Source organism: Rhodococcus sp. MurmanLake-1, assembly GCF_056945715.1.
This window is the reverse complement of the sequence record NZ_JBWZNF010000001.1, coordinates 670,103-684,768: the sequence shown is the minus strand read 5'-3', so window position 1 is coordinate 684,768 and position 14,666 is coordinate 670,103. Positions and strand designations below refer to the sequence as shown.

Genomic DNA, 14,666 nt, shown 5'->3' with positions numbered 1-14,666 from the left:
GAGAGCAGTGGCAGGCAAGGCCCGCGTGCACGAGTTGGCTAAAGAACTCGGTGTCACCAGCAAGGAACTACTCGCAACGCTCAAGGAGCAAGGCGAGTTCGTGAAGTCTGCGTCATCCACAGTGGAGGCGCCCGTCGCCCGTCGTCTGCGGGAGTCATTCCCGTCGGCAGGCGGAGCAGAAACCAAGTCCGAGACCGGCGCAGCCGCTCCGGCGGCTCGCCCCGCGGCAAAGCCCGGCGCACCGTCGCCGTCAGCTGCAAAGCCCGGTGGCCCGCGTCCCGGCCCCAAGCCGGCCGCACCCGCACCGGCTGCTCCCGCAGCTCCGGCACCGGCAGCCCCCGCGGCTCCCGCAGCCGCTGCTCCGGCAGCACCGTCGGCGCCGGTCCCCACCCCGACGTTCAACGCTCCGAAGCCGGCACAGCCGGCACGCCCGGCTCCGGCTGCTCCCGCAGCATCGGCACCGGCAGCCCCCGCGGCTCCGGCGGCACCGTCCACCGGCGCAAAGCCCGGCGGACCGCGTCCGGGACCGAAGGCACCTCGCGTCGGTAACAACCCGTACTCCTCGGCACCCGCCGAGCGTCCGGCACCTCGTCCGGCTCCCGGCGCACCGCGTCCGGGTGCAGGCCAGGGCGGTTCTCGTCCGGCTCCGGGTCAGGGCGGTCCCCGTCCGGCTCCCGGCCAGGGTGGACCTCGTCCGGCTCCGGGTCAGGGCGGTCCCCGTCCGGCTCCCGGCCAGGGTGGACCTCGTCCGCCTGCAGGTCAGGGCGGACCCCGTCCCAGCCCCGGCTCCATGCCTCCTCGCCCGAACCCGGGTGCAATGCCTGCTCGTTCCGCTCGTCCCGCGCCCGGTGGCGGCGGACGTCCGGGACGTCCCGGTGGCGCTCCCGGTGGTCGTCCGGGCGGCGGCGGCGGTGGATACCGCGGCGGTGGCGCTCCCGGCGCAGGTGCTGGTGCAGGTGCTCCCGGTGGAGCAGCTCCGGCCGGTGGATTCCGCGGTCGTCCCGGCGGCGGTGGCCGTCCCGGTCAGCGCGGCGCAGCGGCAGGTGCATTCGGTCGTCCCGGCGGAGCAGTTCGCCGTGGACGTAAGTCGAAGCGGGCGAAGCGCGCCGAGTACGAAAGCATGCAGGCTCCCGCAGTCGGCGGCGTCAGGCTGCCACGCGGCAACGGTGAGACCATCCGTCTCGCTCGCGGCGCATCGCTGTCGGACTTCGCGGACAAGATCGATGCGAACCCCGCGGCACTCGTGCAGGCGTTGTTCAACCTCGGTGAGATGGTCACGGCAACTCAGTCGGTCAACGACGAGACGCTGGAGCTGCTCGGCGGCGAAATGAACTACGTCGTGCAGGTCGTCAGCCCGGAGGACGAGGACCGCGAGCTGCTCGACAGCTTCGACCTCACCTACGGCGAGGACGCCGGCGGAGAAGAGGACCTCGAGTCCCGTCCGCCTGTGGTCACCGTCATGGGCCACGTCGACCACGGTAAGACCCGTCTGCTCGACGTGATCCGTAAGGCGAATGTCCGTGAGGGCGAAGCCGGCGGCATCACGCAGCACATCGGTGCCTACCAGGTGCTGACCGAGCTCGAGGGCAACGAGCGTCTCGTGACGTTCATCGACACCCCGGGTCACGAGGCCTTCACGGCCATGCGTGCTCGTGGTGCCAAGGCCACCGACCTCGCGATCCTTGTTGTCGCAGCCGACGACGGCGTCATGCCGCAGACGGTGGAAGCGATCAACCACGCCCAGGCGGCCGACGTGCCGATCGTGGTCGCGGTGAACAAGATCGACAAGGAAGGCGCGAACCCGGACAAGATCCGGCAGCAGCTCACCGAGTACGGACTGGTGGCCGAGGAATACGGCGGAGACACCATGTTCGTCGACATCTCGGCGAAGCAGGGTCTCAACATCGACGCACTGCTCGAAGCAGTGCTGTTGACGGCGGACGCTTCCCTGGATCTGCGCGCCAACCCGGACATGGACGCTCAGGGTGTTGCCATCGAGGCGCACCTCGACCGTGGCCGCGGCCCCGTCGCTACCGTGCTCATCCAGCGCGGAACGCTGCGGGTCGGCGACTCGATCGTTGCCGGCGATGCTTACGGCCGCGTCCGCCGCATGGTGGACGAGCACGGTCAGGACGTCCACGAGGCACTGCCTTCACGTCCGGTCCAGGTCATCGGCTTCACGTCGGTCCCCGGTGCAGGCGACAACCTGCTCGTGGTCGACGAGGACCGTATCGCTCGTCAGATCGCGGACCGTCGCAACGCACGTAAGCGCAACGCGCTTGCAGCGAAGAGTCGTAAGCGCATCAGCCTCGACGATCTCGATGCAGCTCTGAAGGAACATTCACAGCTGAACTTGATCCTCAAGGGTGACAACTCGGGAACCGTGGAGGCCCTCGAAGAGGCTCTCCTCGGAATTCCGATCGACGACGAGGTGCAGTTGCGCGTCATCGACCGCGGTGTCGGTGGCATCACGGAGACCAACGTCAACCTGGCTGCTGCGTCCAACGCGATCATCATCGGCTTCAACGTCCGCGCCGAAGGCAAGGCAACGGAGCTGGCGAACCGCGAGGGCGTCGACATTCGCTACTACTCGGTGATCTACCAGGCCATCGATGAGGTCGAAAAGGCACTCAAGGGTCTGCTCAAGCCGGTGTACGAAGAGGTCGAGCTGGGCAAGGCAGAGATCCGCGCCATGTTCCGTTCGTCCAAGATCGGCAACATTGCCGGTTGCTTGGTCACGTCGGGCAGCATCCGTCGCAACGCCAAGGCACGTCTCATCCGCGACAGCAAGGTCATCGCCGAGACGGTCACCATCTCCTCGCTCAAGCGGGAGAAGGAAGACGCTACCGAGGTTCGCGAAGGCTACGAATGTGGTTTGACCGTCACCTATTCCGATATCAAGATCGGTGACGTTCTCGAGTGCTACGAGCTTCGCGAGAAGCCGCGCGACTGATTATGTCGACACGGGCGTTGGGGCGGACGCACGTGAGTACTAGCTGACATGGACTCTTCCGGACTTGAACATATAAGTCCGGAAGAGTCCATTCGGCTCTGTCTAGGGGGAAAATGTTTGTAGGGGCACTGGAGTTCGACATTCTTTTCGGCGATGTCCACTCACTCAAGGAAAAGCGTTCGATGCTGTCGCCGATCCTGACGGAACTCCGTCGATTCGGCGTGAGTGCAGCGGAGGCGGGGGAGCAGGGACGCCTGCGTCGTGCGCTCGTGGGCGTCGGTGTGGTCAGTTCGTCCGTCGATCACCTGCACGATGTTCTCGATCATTGTGAGCGAGCGGTCGCCGAGCGTCCGGAGATTCAGTTGCTGGCTGTGCGAAGGCGAATCTTCGGCCCGGAAGACTGAGCATCACCGATCGGTGTCAGCGAGTCACTCTTCCGGACGGCGTACCGAATCGAGTTGGTCGGCAAGGGATTCGGTGTCCTCGGGTCCAAGTGTGACGGTATCTGTACTCACGCTCGATGTGCACGGTGGCTTGTGGCCGAAGACCTCTACCGATGGTGATTTGGTTGCCGGGTAGCCGATGGACGAGACTGTTGTCGGTAATAATTCTTGTTAACCAGAACTTTGATCGATCGAGTCACCTCGATTCGAGTGGCCAGGTAGAGGAGACTGACAGTCATGGTAGATCCAGCCCGGGCACGCAAGTTGGCAAAGCGTATCGGAACCATCGTCGCGACCGCGATCGATCACGAGATCAAGGATCCGCGACTCGCATTTGTGACCATCACGGACACCAAGGTCACCAACGATCTGCACGACGCGACGGTGTACTACACAGTCATGGGCGAGAAGGTCGATTCCGCACCCGATGTGGAAGCCGCCGCCGCAGGACTCGAGAAGGCCAAGGGTGTTCTCCGCTCGAAGGTCGGTGCCGGAACTGGCGTTCGCTTCACACCGACTCTGACGTTTGTCGCCGATACCGTTCCCGACACCGCGCGTCATATGGAAGAACTGCTGGCCCGTGCCAAGGCCGCCGACGACGAGGTCGCCAAGGCGCGTGAGAATGCACAGCCGGCCGGAGATGCAGATCCGTACAAGGAGCCGCGAGTGGCTTCGGACGAAGACGAGGCGTCGCCAGATGTTCGTGAAGCCGACTGACGCGCACCGAGAATGACGATCACCGCACTTTCGGACGTCGACCCCTGCGAGGCGAAGTTCGCTCAGGTGGCCGAGGTTCTCGAATCGGCGCACACGGTGACAATTCTCTGCCATGTGCAGCCGGATGCGGACACGATCGGCAGCGGACTTGCACTCGGTCTCGTTCTCGAGCGTCGGGGTGTTTCGGTGCAGGTCGCGTTCAGTCGGCCGTCGGCGCTGCCCGAGTCGATGTGTGATTTCCCTGGTGTTCACTTGCTCACGGCGCCCGCCGATGTTCGGGAAAGCGTCGATGTTCTGGTGACCGTGGATGTCGGCAGCGAGGGCCGCCTCGGTGAGTTGGCGAGTCGACTCGCCGGCGCGCATCGCACAATCGTCCTTGATCACCATCGCTCCAATTCCGAATTCGGAACCATCAACGTCGTCGACGAAACCGCGGCTTCGACGACGGCGCTCATCGCACGATTCTTCGATGTGTGGGGAGTCGCGATCGATCGCGATATCGCGCACTGTCTCTATGCCGGACTGGTCACCGACACCGGCTCCTTCCGGTGGGGAGGTCCGCTTCCGCACGTGCTCGCGGCGCGTTTGCTGGCGACCGGCATCGACGGCGACGCGATTGCGCGAAAGCTGCTCGACACGCATCCGTTCGGGTGGTTGCCGATGCTGGCTTCGGTACTCGGGTCCGCGGTGCTGGTCCCGGAAGCCGCGGACGGCCGTGGGCTGGTGTACGCGGTGATCCGACGCAGTGACATCGGCGATCTTCGCTCCGAGGAGATCGAGAGCGTCGTCGATATCGTGCGAACTACTTCGGAAGCCGAAGTTGCCGCAGTACTCAAAGAGTCGGTTTCCGGAAGCTGGTCGATCTCGTTGCGTGCAAAGTCGGCGATCGACGTGTCGGCGGTCGCTGAAAGTCTTGGTGGCGGCGGGCACCGGCTGTCGGCCGGATATACGTCGACCACTTCCAGCGACGAGATTGTTGCCGCGCTCGTCGCGGCACTCGGCTGAATCCGCGGCATTGAGCGAATCTGACGCCACCTCGGCGGGATCTTCGGCAGCTGATTTCGACGTCACTGGGCGTCGAATCTTTTCCCTGGCGTTTCCGGCACTCGGGGTACTGGCGGCCGAACCCCTCTATCTGTTGTTCGACATCGCCGTGGTCGGCCGACTCGGGGCGCTTCCGCTGGCCGGATTGGCAGTCGGTGGTCTGATCCTGTCGTTGGTGAGTACGCAGCTGACCTTCTTGTCGTACGGCACGACGGCGCGCGCCGCACGGCTGCACGGGGCGGGCCGCGAGCGCGACGCGGTGGGCGAGGGCGTTCAGGCGACCTGGCTGGCGGCCGCGATCGGCTTGGCCTTGGTAGTGATCGTGCAGGTGATCGCGGGCCCGCTGACTTCGGCGGTGGCCGGGACTCCCGACATTGCCGCGGCTGCGGAAAGTTGGCTTCGGATAGCGGTATTGGGTGTTCCACTCATCCTGGTGGCCCTGGCCGGCAACGGCTGGATGCGCGGGGTTCAGAACACAGTGCGACCGCTTCGGTTCGTCCTTGTCGGCCTGGGTATTTCGGCGGTGTTGTGCCCGATTCTCGTGCACGGTTTGCTCGGTGCTCCCCGGATGGAACTCGAAGGATCAGCTGTCGCGAATCTGGTCGGCCAGAGCGTTTCGGGTGTCCTGTTCGCCTGGGCACTCTTTCGTGAACCGGTCTCGGCTCGACCGCATTTTGCAATCATGCGGGCGCAGATGCTGATGGGCCGCGACCTGATTCTGCGCAGCCTCGCATTCCAAGCGTGTTTCGTCTCGGCGGCCGCGGTGGCGTCGAGGTTCGGTGCAGCCGTAGTCGGTGCACACCAAGTTGTCCTCCAACTGTGGAACCTGGTTTCGCTCCTTCTCGATTCCTTGGCGATCGCCGCCCAAACGCTCATCGGAGCTGCCCTCGGCGGTGGATTCGCAGCCGCCGCGAAGAGGATGACCTGGCGGATCACTGCCTGGTCGACGGTATTTGCCGTGGTACTCGCGATCTTCTTCGCCGCGGGCCACTCCGTGATCCCCGGACTTTTCACGTCCGACGCCGAGGTCCTCGGTCAAATGTCGATCGCCTGGTGGTTCTTCGTCGCGATCATGCCGGTAGCGGGAATCGTGTTTGCACTCGACGGTGTTCTGCTCGGCGCCGGGGACGTGGTGTTTCTGCGCAACGCGACCATGCTCTGCGCAGTTCTCGGATTTCTGCCCGCGATCTGGCTCTCCCTCGCCTACGACTGGGGGCTGGCCGGAATTTGGGCAGGGCTTACCGTGTTCGTAGTACTTCGGATGGTCGCGGTGTCGTGGCGAGCGTTTTCCGGCAAGTGGGCAGTGACAGGTCCGGCGGCGGCGAAGCGCGGAAGTTCAACTGAGGAAGCAGAGGGATCGTGGCAGCAAAGCTGATGGCGGTGAGCGACATTCATGTCGGTCACAACGGCAACAAGCCGATGACGGAGGAACTGTTCCCGGATTCGCCTGACGACTGGCTCATTCTCGCCGGAGATGTTTCCGAGAAAACTGACGACATTCGGTGGGCGTTGAAGCTCCTTCGCAGCCGATTCGCAAAGGTCATCTGGATTCCGGGCAACCACGAACTGTGGACGACCGCCAAGGATCCGGTTCAGATTCACGGAGCGCCGCGGTACGAGTACCTGGTCAACATGTGCCGCGAACTTGACGTCATCACGCCCGAGGACCCGTTCCCGGTGTGGGAGGGAGACGAGGGCCCGGTCACGGTCGTCCCGATGTTCCTTCTCTACGACTACTCCTTCCTGCCGGAAGGCGCGCGAGACAAGGAACACGGGCTCGAGATCGCGCGGGACAAGAACGTCGTCGCCACCGACGAGTTCCTGCTCTCGCCGCAGCCGTATGCAACGCGCGACGCGTGGTGCCGGGCGAGAATCGAATACACCCAGGCACGGCTGGACGCGCTCCCCGAAGGCACAAAAACCGTTCTGGTGAACCATTTCCCGATGGTCCGGCAGCCCACGGACGTGCTCATGTATCCGGAGTTCGCGTTGTGGTGCGGAACCACCGCGACCGCCGACTGGCATGTGAAGTACAACGCGGTGTGCTCGGTGTACGGGCACCTGCACATTCCTCGAACCACGTACTACGACGGCGTCCGCTTTGAGGAAGTCTCACTCGGATACCCGCGCGAATGGCGTCGGCGTGGACTGCCGGAGAAGTTGTTGCGTCAGATTCTTCCCGTTCCGGAGTACCCGCCGGGAACGCTCAACAAGTGGGGTGGCCACTTCAAGGTCACGCCGGAGCAGGAAGCCGAAGTCGAGCGCATGCGCGCCGGACGCTGAGAGGTATCGCTACGTGATCGAACAGATTCTTCCCGGTGGAGTTGCGACGGCCGAGGCCTTCGTGGATCCGCCCGGTCTGGTTCCGCACCCCAGTGAGGAGGCGTTGATCGGCCGCGCGGTCGAGAAGCGCCGTCGCGAGTTCGTGACTACCCGGCACCTCGCGCGTCAGGCGATGGGCAAGCTCGGTGTTCCGTCTGCCGCTGTCATGCGCGGCGAGCGTGGTGCCCCACTCTGGCCGCAGGGAGTAGTCGGAAGCCTCGCCCATTGCGACGGCTACCGCGGCGCTGTCCTGGCGTACTCCATGCAGGTCCGCTCACTCGGTATCGACGCCGAGCCGCACGGCCCGCTGCCGGACGGGGTATTGCCCGCGGTCAGCATCGAAGCGGAACGAACGTGGCTGGACACTCAGGAAACCGGCGGTCCGGTGCACTGGGATCGAGTGCTCTTCTGCGCGAAGGAAGCCACGTACAAGGCGTGGTTTCCGCTCACCGGGCGCTGGTTGGGTTTCGAGGACGCCCACATCACATTCGAGGCGGAGTCGGAAACTTCCGGAACTTTCAACTCGCGTCTGCTGGTCCCCGGTGAGGCGACGTCTGGTCCGCCGCTCACCTCTTTCGACGGCAGGTGGTTGGTGTCGGACGGGCTCATTCTGACGGCAATTTCGGTGCAGTGAGCGCGACTGGCAGAATCGGCACACGTGTCAGCTCGTGAAAAGCCTTCCTCCGGTCTTGTCGGCGCCGGAATCCTGATTGTCGACAAAGAGGCGGGCATCACCAGCCACGACGTGGTCGCTCGGTGCCGCAAATTGTTGAACACCCGCAAGGTGGGACATGCCGGGACTCTTGATCCCATGGCGACCGGCGTCCTCGTTCTCGGCGTCGAGCGTGCGACCAAGTTGCTCGGACTCCTGGCACTGACAACCAAGGCGTACTCGGCGACCATTCGCCTCGGTGCAGCGACGGACACGGACGATGCCGAAGGTGAGGTCCTGACTTCCGCAGACGCTTCGCAGGTGACGGACGCGGAGATCGCGGCGATCGTGGCGACGCTGACCGGAGACATCAAGCAGATCCCGGCAAGCGTGAGCGCTATCAAGGTCGACGGTCAACGCGCACATGCCCTGGTGCGTGCGGGAGAAACCGTCGAGCTGGCGCCGCGCCCGGTAACGGTGTCGACTTTCGAAGTTCTGGCTCGGCGAGATGTCCCGGGTGGCTTCGTCGATCTGGATGTAGACGTTGAGTGCTCTTCCGGAACATACATCCGCTCGCTTGCACGCGACCTCGGTCGTGAATTGGGCGTCGGCGGTCATTTGACGGCATTGCGCCGCACCCGCGTCGGGCCGTTCACTCTCGAACATGCGCGCACGCTCGAAGATCTCGCGGAACAGCCGGGTGTGAGCCTCGACATCGATCAGGCCGCGCAGACGGCTTTTCCGCATCGGCAGATCACGGCGGAGGAAGCCGAGGCGATCAGCCAGGGGCGCTGGCTCGAGCCGATCGGGATGAAGGGGATCTGTGCGGCGATCGATCCCACCGGTCACACGATTGCGCTTCTGCAGGAGAAGGGTCGACGCGCCAGTTCGGTGATGGTCGTGCGACCGGCGACGCTTCGCGGGTGATCGTCCGCGAGCGTGTCGACGGCGACCTCGACGGTTGCGTCGATGCGCTGGCACAGGTCCACGAGTGCGACGGATATCCGAACACGTGGCCACAGAACCCGCACCGCTGGCTCAGTTCGCCCACGGTGGTGAAGGCGTGGGTCGGTGAGAGCGACGGCCGTGTTGTCGGTCATGTGGCCGTCGACCGCGAGGTCGGAGGCGCGCCCACCACCGCGGGATCGATTGCCGTGTCGCGATTGTTCGTTCATCCCCATGCCCGCGGAAACGGCCTCAGCGGTGCGCTACTCGACGCTGTCACGGATTTCGCAGCAGAAAGTCAGTTGGAACTGGTGCTCGACGTCGTCGAGGACGCTTTACCGGCGATCGCGCTGTACGAGCGTCGAGGTTGGGTGTACGTCGACGAGAGGCTCGCCGACTGGACCCGGACCGACGGCGTCCGGCCTGTAGAACGGCGATATCGTCTGCCGCTCTGAGCGACCTCGACTACACGAGCCAAATTGCTTGAGCGACTGGGCTTCCCAGGTCGATGGTGTCGGGGCTGTCGCCGAGTCGAACGGACACTGTTCCGGCGAAATCACGGCGTTCTTCGACAGTGATGTCGACATCGAGACTGACGCCGACGGAATCGAAGTACCGAAGCATTTCGGGATCGGAATCGGAGATCCGGGCAACGCGGCCCCGCTCGCCGTTGGCGAAGTCGCTGAGCTGACGGGCCGGGGGAGTCGGCACCGAACCATCGGTGGCGGGAATGGGATCGCCGTGCGGGTCACGTTCGGGGAAGCCCAGTTTGGCGTCCATCCGCGAGATCATCAGATCGGAAACGGCGTGTTCGAGGACTTCGGCTTCGTCGTGGACTTCGTCCCAGCCGTAGCCGAGTTCCTGAACCAGATAGGTCTCGATCAACCGGTGGCGCCGGACCATGGACACAGCAGCCGCGCGGCCACTGTCCGTCAGAGCGATGGAACCGTAGCGGGCGTGATCGACGAGGCCCTGGTCCGAGAGTTTGCGGATCGCCTCGGACACCGTCGAAGCCGAGACGTTCATCTTCTCGGACAGGAGCTTGGTGGACACCCGCTCGTGGGACCACTCTTGGATCGTCCAGATGACCTTGAGGTAGTCCTGAGCCACCGACGAGAGTGCGAGCGTGTCGATTGCCGCGCCGTGCGCCGAAGTGCTGTCGCCATCCGACGTCGATGATGCTTCCGAGGTTCCGGTCTTGTGAGCTGCCACAACGCTTAGCTTAGGCTACGAAATCCGGAACTTCCGTACGTGAGCGGCAGCACAGCGGTGATTCGCTGGGCGGGTCCGAACGTGACCCGCCGCCGGTGGACCCGTAGGCTGCCAATCGTGCTGAGATGGCGTGGTCTCGACGAAGTTCCGGCCGATTGGGGTCGTTGTGTGCTCACTATCGGTGTGTTCGACGGTGTGCATCGTGGGCATGCCCAATTGATAGCGAGAGCGGTTACCGCTGCGCGCAAACGTGGTGTTCCGAGCGTGTTGATGACGTTCGACCCGCATCCCATGGAGGTTGTGCGGCCGGGTAGTCATCCAGCCCAGTTGACGACGCTGCAACGGCGTGCGGAATTGGCTCAGGATCTGGGCATCGACGTGTTCTGCGTGATGCCGTTCACCGCTGATTTCATGAAGCTGACGCCGGAGCGCTACGTCCACGAAATTCTCGTCGAACGTCTGCATGTCGCCGAGGTGGTGGTGGGGGACAACTTCACCTTCGGCAAGAAGGCGCTCGGCAACGTCGATCTTCTTCGTGAGATGGGCGCTCGCTTCGGCTTTGCGGTCGATGGCGTCCAGCTGCTCGCCGAGCATGCGGTGACGTTCTCGTCGACCTACATCCGCTCGTGCGTCGACGCAGGCGACATGGAAGCCGCCACCGAAGCTCTCGGCCGTCCACATCGTGTCGAAGGTGTAGTCGTCCACGGTGACAAGCGTGGACGCGAGTTGGGATTCCCGACGGCCAATGTTGCACCGCCGATGTTTTCGGCGATTCCGGCCGACGGCGTCTACGCAGCGTGGTTCACGGTGCTCGGCGCCGGCGAGGAACTCGGAACTGTCGTTCCCGGTCGTCGATACCAAGCCGCAGTGTCTGTGGGGACCAACCCGACCTTCTCCGGCCGGACCCGAACCGTCGAGGCGTACGTTCTCGACACCGAAGCAGACCTGTACGGACAACACGTCGCTGTCGACCTGGTTTCGCGGATTCGCGGCATGGAGAAGTTCGACTCGATCGAGTCGCTCATCACGGCGATGAACCGAGACGTCGAACGCGCACGCCAAATCCTGAGTGAGGATGCAGAGCGCAGCGTGGGTTGAGCGCGGCGCGCAGCGTGGGTTGAGCTCGTCCTGCACTAGTGGCGGCGGCCACATTCGCTCCAGGTGGGCGAAAGCGCCTCATTGCTGCTGGTAGGATCTTCTCTCGGTGCGTGCTGCGGTTTGCGGTGGCCGCACCGATCTAGTTCCTTTCACGCAAACGTCATCACAGGAGTGAATCAAGTGGCATTGACCACGGAAGAAAAGAAGGTCGTTCTCGGCGAGTACGGCTTGCACGAGACCGACACGGGATCGCCTGAAGCTCAGGTGGCAATGCTCACCAAGCGCATCACCGATCTCACCGAGCACCTCAAGACCCACAAGCATGACCACCACTCGCGTCGTGGACTGCTCTTGATGGTCGGTCGCCGTCGTCGTCTGCTGAAGTACGTGGCAAAGACTGACGTCGCTCGCTACCGCACGCTCATCGAGCGTCTCGGCCTGCGTCGCTAGATTTTTCTCACGACGCTGATCGAAAGCAACACGGCACGCTTCGGTTTGCCGAACACTCCGTTAGCCGGCGAAGCCACGCATATACTGGGCTTCGCTGGCTTTCGGCGTTAGCTGCCGCAAGGCAGTTTCCGCTGTCGGCGCTATGCACAGTTGTCTACGAACAGTTGTGCAGTGCGCAGCCAGCACACCGTATGCACCAGAGAACGTGGTGTCGGTTGTCGGTAGTGGTTCTCCGGACCGGGCAAGTGCCCGAAAGCTCCGGCGGACTTCGATCGACGGCCGCCCGAACGTCGTGACGTCCCGAAGCAGAAATCGCTCGCATCGCAAGGAGCGTCTGCAATTCAAGAGGGGGACGTCCCTCGGTGCGCAGTTTCCACCAGGAGGGTGGAAACGCCCGCGCGGGTACGGCGAAGACGAGAGGGAAGTGAAGAGAAAAGAATGACAGAGAATTCCGTAGTAGAGGTCGACGAAGGCGTGTTCGAATCCACCGCCGTGATCGACAACGGGTCCTTCGGTACCCGCACCATCCGTTTCGAGACCGGACGCCTTGCTCAGCAGGCCGCCGGCGCCGTCGTTGCTTACCTGGACGACGAGACCATGCTGCTGTCCGCCACGAGCGCCAGCAAGCACCCCAAGGAGCACTTCGACTTCTTCCCCCTGACGGTGGACGTCGAAGAGCGTATGTACGCAGCGGGCCGCATCCCCGGTTCGTTCTTCCGTCGTGAGGGACGCCCCTCCACCGACGCGATCCTGACCTGCCGCCTCATCGACCGGCCGCTGCGCCCGTCCTTCGTCGACGGTCTCCGTAACGAGATCCAGGTCGTCGTCACGGTCATGAGCCTCAACCCGCAGGATCTGTACGACGTCGTGGCCATCAACGCCGCTTCCGCGTCGACGCAGATCGCGGGCCTGCCGTTCTCCGGACCCGTCGGTGGCGTGCGTGTTGCACTCATCGTCTCCGAGGACAACAAGGCCGGCCAGTGGGTTGCATTCCCGACGGTCGATCAGCTCGAGAACGCCGTCTTCGACATGGTCGTAGCCGGCCGCGTCGTGTCCGGCAGCGGTGACAACGCCGACGTAGCGATCATGATGGTCGAGGCCGAGGCCACCGACAACGTCATCGCGAAGATCGCCGACGGCGCTCAGGCACCGACCGAGGCCATCGTTGCCGAAGGCCTCGAGGCCGCCAAGCCGTTCATCGCACGCCTGTGCGCTGCTCAGGCAGCACTGGCATCCAAGGCTGCAAAGCCCACGGGTGACTACCCGGTCTTCCCGGCGTACCAGGACGACGTTTTTGCTGCCGTCGAGGCTGCTGCGTCCGAAAAGCTCAATGCCGCACTGACAATCGCCGGCAAGCAGGAACGCGACGACAAGACCGACGAGGTCAAGGTCGAGGTTCTCGAGCAGGTTGCACCCAACTTCGAAGGCCGCGAGAAGGAACTGGGAGCAGCGTTCCGCTCGCTCACCAAGAAGCTGGTTCGCCAGCGCATCCTGCGCGATCAGTTCCGCATCGACGGCCGCGGCGTCACGGACATCCGTTCGCTGTCCGCCGAGGTCGCGATCATCCCGCGCGCACACGGCTCCGCACTGTTCGAGCGCGGCGAGACCCAGATCCTGGGTGTTACCACTCTCGACATGGTCAAGATGGCTCAGCAGGTCGACTCGCTCGGTCCCGAGACCACCAAGCGCTACATGCATCATTACAACTTCCCGCCGTACTCCACCGGTGAGACGGGTCGCGTCGGTTCGCCGAAGCGCCGCGAAATCGGTCACGGCGCACTCGCCGAGCGCGCTCTCATGCCGGTTCTGCCCAGCGTCGAAGAGTTCCCGTACGCGATTCGCCAGGTCTCCGAGGCTCTGAGCTCCAACGGTTCCACCTCGATGGGCTCGGTGTGCGCGTCCACGCTCGCACTGCTCAACGCCGGTGTGCCGCTTCGCGCTCCGGTTGCCGGTATCGCCATGGGTCTGGTCTCCGACCAGGTCGACGGTGAAACCCGCTACGTCGCTCTGACCGACATCCTCGGCGCCGAAGACGCCTTCGGCGACATGGACTTCAAGGTCGCAGGCACCAAGGACTTCGTCACGGCCCTGCAGTTGGACACGAAGCTCGACGGCATCCCGTCGCAGGTTCTTGCCGGTGCACTCTCGCAGGCGAAGGATGCGCGGACCACGATCCTCGAGGTCATGGCGGAAGCCATCGACACCCCGGACGAGATGAGCCCGTTCGCTCCCCGCGTGACGGCCATCAAGGTCCCCGTCGACAAGATCGGTGAGGTCATCGGCCCCAAGGGCAAGATGATCAACTCCATCACCGAGCAGACCGGTGCCAACATCTCCATCGAAGACGACGGCACCGTGTTCGTCGGCGCCACCGATGGACCGTCTGCACAGGCCGCGATCGACATGATCAACGCCATTGCCAACCCGCAGCTCCCCAAGGTCGGCGAGCGGTTCCTGGGCACGGTCGTCAAGACCACCGCCTTCGGTGCCTTCGTTTCGCTCCTGCCGGGACGCGACGGACTGGTGCACATCTCGAAGCTGGGCAGCGGTAAGCGCATTGCCAAGGTCGAAGACGTGGTCAACGTCGGATCCAAGATCCGCGTCGAGATCGCCGACATCGATGCACGTGGCAAGATCTCGCTGATCCCGGTCGAAGAGGGCAACGACGAGGCTGCCGCTCCGGCCGCCGACGAGGCTGCTTCCGAGTAGATCTCACTTCGTACTCTGATGCGGCCCCGCGCGGATTTCCGTGCGGGGCCGCATCTGTACTGTCTGTAGACACGAGCCTGTAGATACCTGATTCAACACTTGCACCGAGGACTGCTGAACC

13 protein-coding genes are annotated in these 14,666 nt (G+C 64.0%); 12 read left to right on the top strand and 1 reads right to left on the bottom strand.

What is annotated here, in order from left to right; translation table 11 throughout:
- Positions 1-7 precede the first annotated feature (7 nt).
- The 9 genes from infB (at position 8) to AC2ETI_RS03010 (ending at position 9,531) form a co-directional block, all read left to right on the top strand.
- Positions 8-2,953, top strand: a complete 2,946-nt coding sequence (gene infB, locus AC2ETI_RS03050; RefSeq protein WP_020907439.1) for a translation initiation factor IF-2 — start codon at positions 8-10, stop codon at positions 2,951-2,953.
- 113 nt (positions 2,954-3,066) lie between these two features.
- Complete coding sequence (locus AC2ETI_RS03045) at positions 3,067-3,357, top strand: DUF503 domain-containing protein (RefSeq protein ID WP_003942205.1); 291 nt, start codon at positions 3,067-3,069, stop codon at positions 3,355-3,357.
- A gap of 276 nt (positions 3,358-3,633) precedes the next feature.
- Positions 3,634-4,113 carry a 30S ribosome-binding factor RbfA gene (rbfA, locus tag AC2ETI_RS03040; protein WP_003942248.1) on the top strand — a complete coding sequence of 160 codons (480 nt, stop codon included), beginning with the start codon at positions 3,634-3,636 and terminating at the stop codon, positions 4,111-4,113.
- A gap of 12 nt (positions 4,114-4,125) precedes the next feature.
- The gene (locus AC2ETI_RS03035) at positions 4,126-5,118 is read left to right on the top strand and encodes a DHH family phosphoesterase (protein ID WP_483633554.1); all 993 of its coding nucleotides are present in this window, start codon (positions 4,126-4,128) and stop codon (positions 5,116-5,118) included.
- A gap of 10 nt (positions 5,119-5,128) precedes the next feature.
- On the top strand, positions 5,129-6,532 hold the full coding sequence (locus AC2ETI_RS03030) for an MATE family efflux transporter (protein ID WP_229756820.1): 1,404 nt from the start codon (positions 5,129-5,131) through the stop codon (positions 6,530-6,532).
- Positions 6,517-7,440, top strand: a complete 924-nt coding sequence (locus AC2ETI_RS03025; protein ID WP_003942180.1) for a metallophosphoesterase family protein — start codon at positions 6,517-6,519, stop codon at positions 7,438-7,440. The genes AC2ETI_RS03030 and AC2ETI_RS03025 overlap by 16 nt, the downstream gene beginning before the upstream one ends.
- A gap of 13 nt (positions 7,441-7,453) precedes the next feature.
- Complete coding sequence (locus AC2ETI_RS03020; protein WP_003942126.1) at positions 7,454-8,113, top strand: 4'-phosphopantetheinyl transferase family protein; 660 nt, start codon at positions 7,454-7,456, stop codon at positions 8,111-8,113.
- Between the two features lie 24 nt (positions 8,114-8,137).
- Entirely contained in the window at positions 8,138-9,058 is a 921-nt protein-coding gene (truB, locus tag AC2ETI_RS03015; RefSeq protein ID WP_021333527.1) for a tRNA pseudouridine(55) synthase TruB, read from the top strand.
- Positions 9,055-9,531 (top strand): GNAT family N-acetyltransferase, encoded by a 477-nt coding sequence (locus AC2ETI_RS03010; RefSeq protein WP_151531340.1) that lies wholly within the window; start codon positions 9,055-9,057, stop codon positions 9,529-9,531. Before truB ends, AC2ETI_RS03010 begins: the two co-directional genes overlap by 4 nt.
- A gap of 10 nt (positions 9,532-9,541) precedes the next feature.
- Here the strand turns inward: AC2ETI_RS03010 and AC2ETI_RS03005 are convergent, their stop codons facing one another.
- A complete protein-coding gene (locus AC2ETI_RS03005; RefSeq protein ID WP_019748070.1) occupies positions 9,542-10,288 on the bottom strand; it encodes a metal-dependent transcriptional regulator in 747 nt (248 codons plus the stop codon).
- 117 nt (positions 10,289-10,405) lie between these two features.
- Here AC2ETI_RS03005 and AC2ETI_RS03000 point away from each other — a divergent pair, with 117 nt between their 5' ends.
- From AC2ETI_RS03000 to AC2ETI_RS02990, 3 genes are all read left to right on the top strand, one after another.
- On the top strand, positions 10,406-11,386 hold the full coding sequence (locus tag AC2ETI_RS03000; protein WP_019748071.1) for a bifunctional riboflavin kinase/FAD synthetase: 981 nt from the start codon (positions 10,406-10,408) through the stop codon (positions 11,384-11,386).
- Positions 11,387-11,566: 180 nt separating this feature from the next.
- A complete protein-coding gene (rpsO, locus tag AC2ETI_RS02995) occupies positions 11,567-11,836 on the top strand; it encodes a 30S ribosomal protein S15 (protein ID WP_003942254.1) in 270 nt (89 codons plus the stop codon).
- A gap of 438 nt (positions 11,837-12,274) precedes the next feature.
- A complete protein-coding gene (locus AC2ETI_RS02990) occupies positions 12,275-14,545 on the top strand; it encodes a polyribonucleotide nucleotidyltransferase (protein WP_020907444.1) in 2,271 nt (756 codons plus the stop codon).
- Positions 14,546-14,666: the final 121 nt, after the last annotated feature.

Bases quoted from the DNA above. Each gene is read 5' to 3' on its own strand.
- rbfA (WP_003942248.1), top strand. From the start codon at position 3,634: ATGGTAGATCCAGCCCGGGCACGCAAGTTGGCAAAGCGTATCGGAACC.
- AC2ETI_RS03045 (WP_003942205.1), top strand. From the start codon at position 3,067: ATGTTTGTAGGGGCACTGGAGTTCGACATTCTTTTCGGCGATGTCCAC.
- AC2ETI_RS03035 (WP_483633554.1), top strand. From the start codon at position 4,126: ATGACGATCACCGCACTTTCGGACGTCGACCCCTGCGAGGCGAAGTTC.
- AC2ETI_RS02990 (WP_020907444.1), top strand. From the start codon at position 12,275: ATGACAGAGAATTCCGTAGTAGAGGTCGACGAAGGCGTGTTCGAATCC.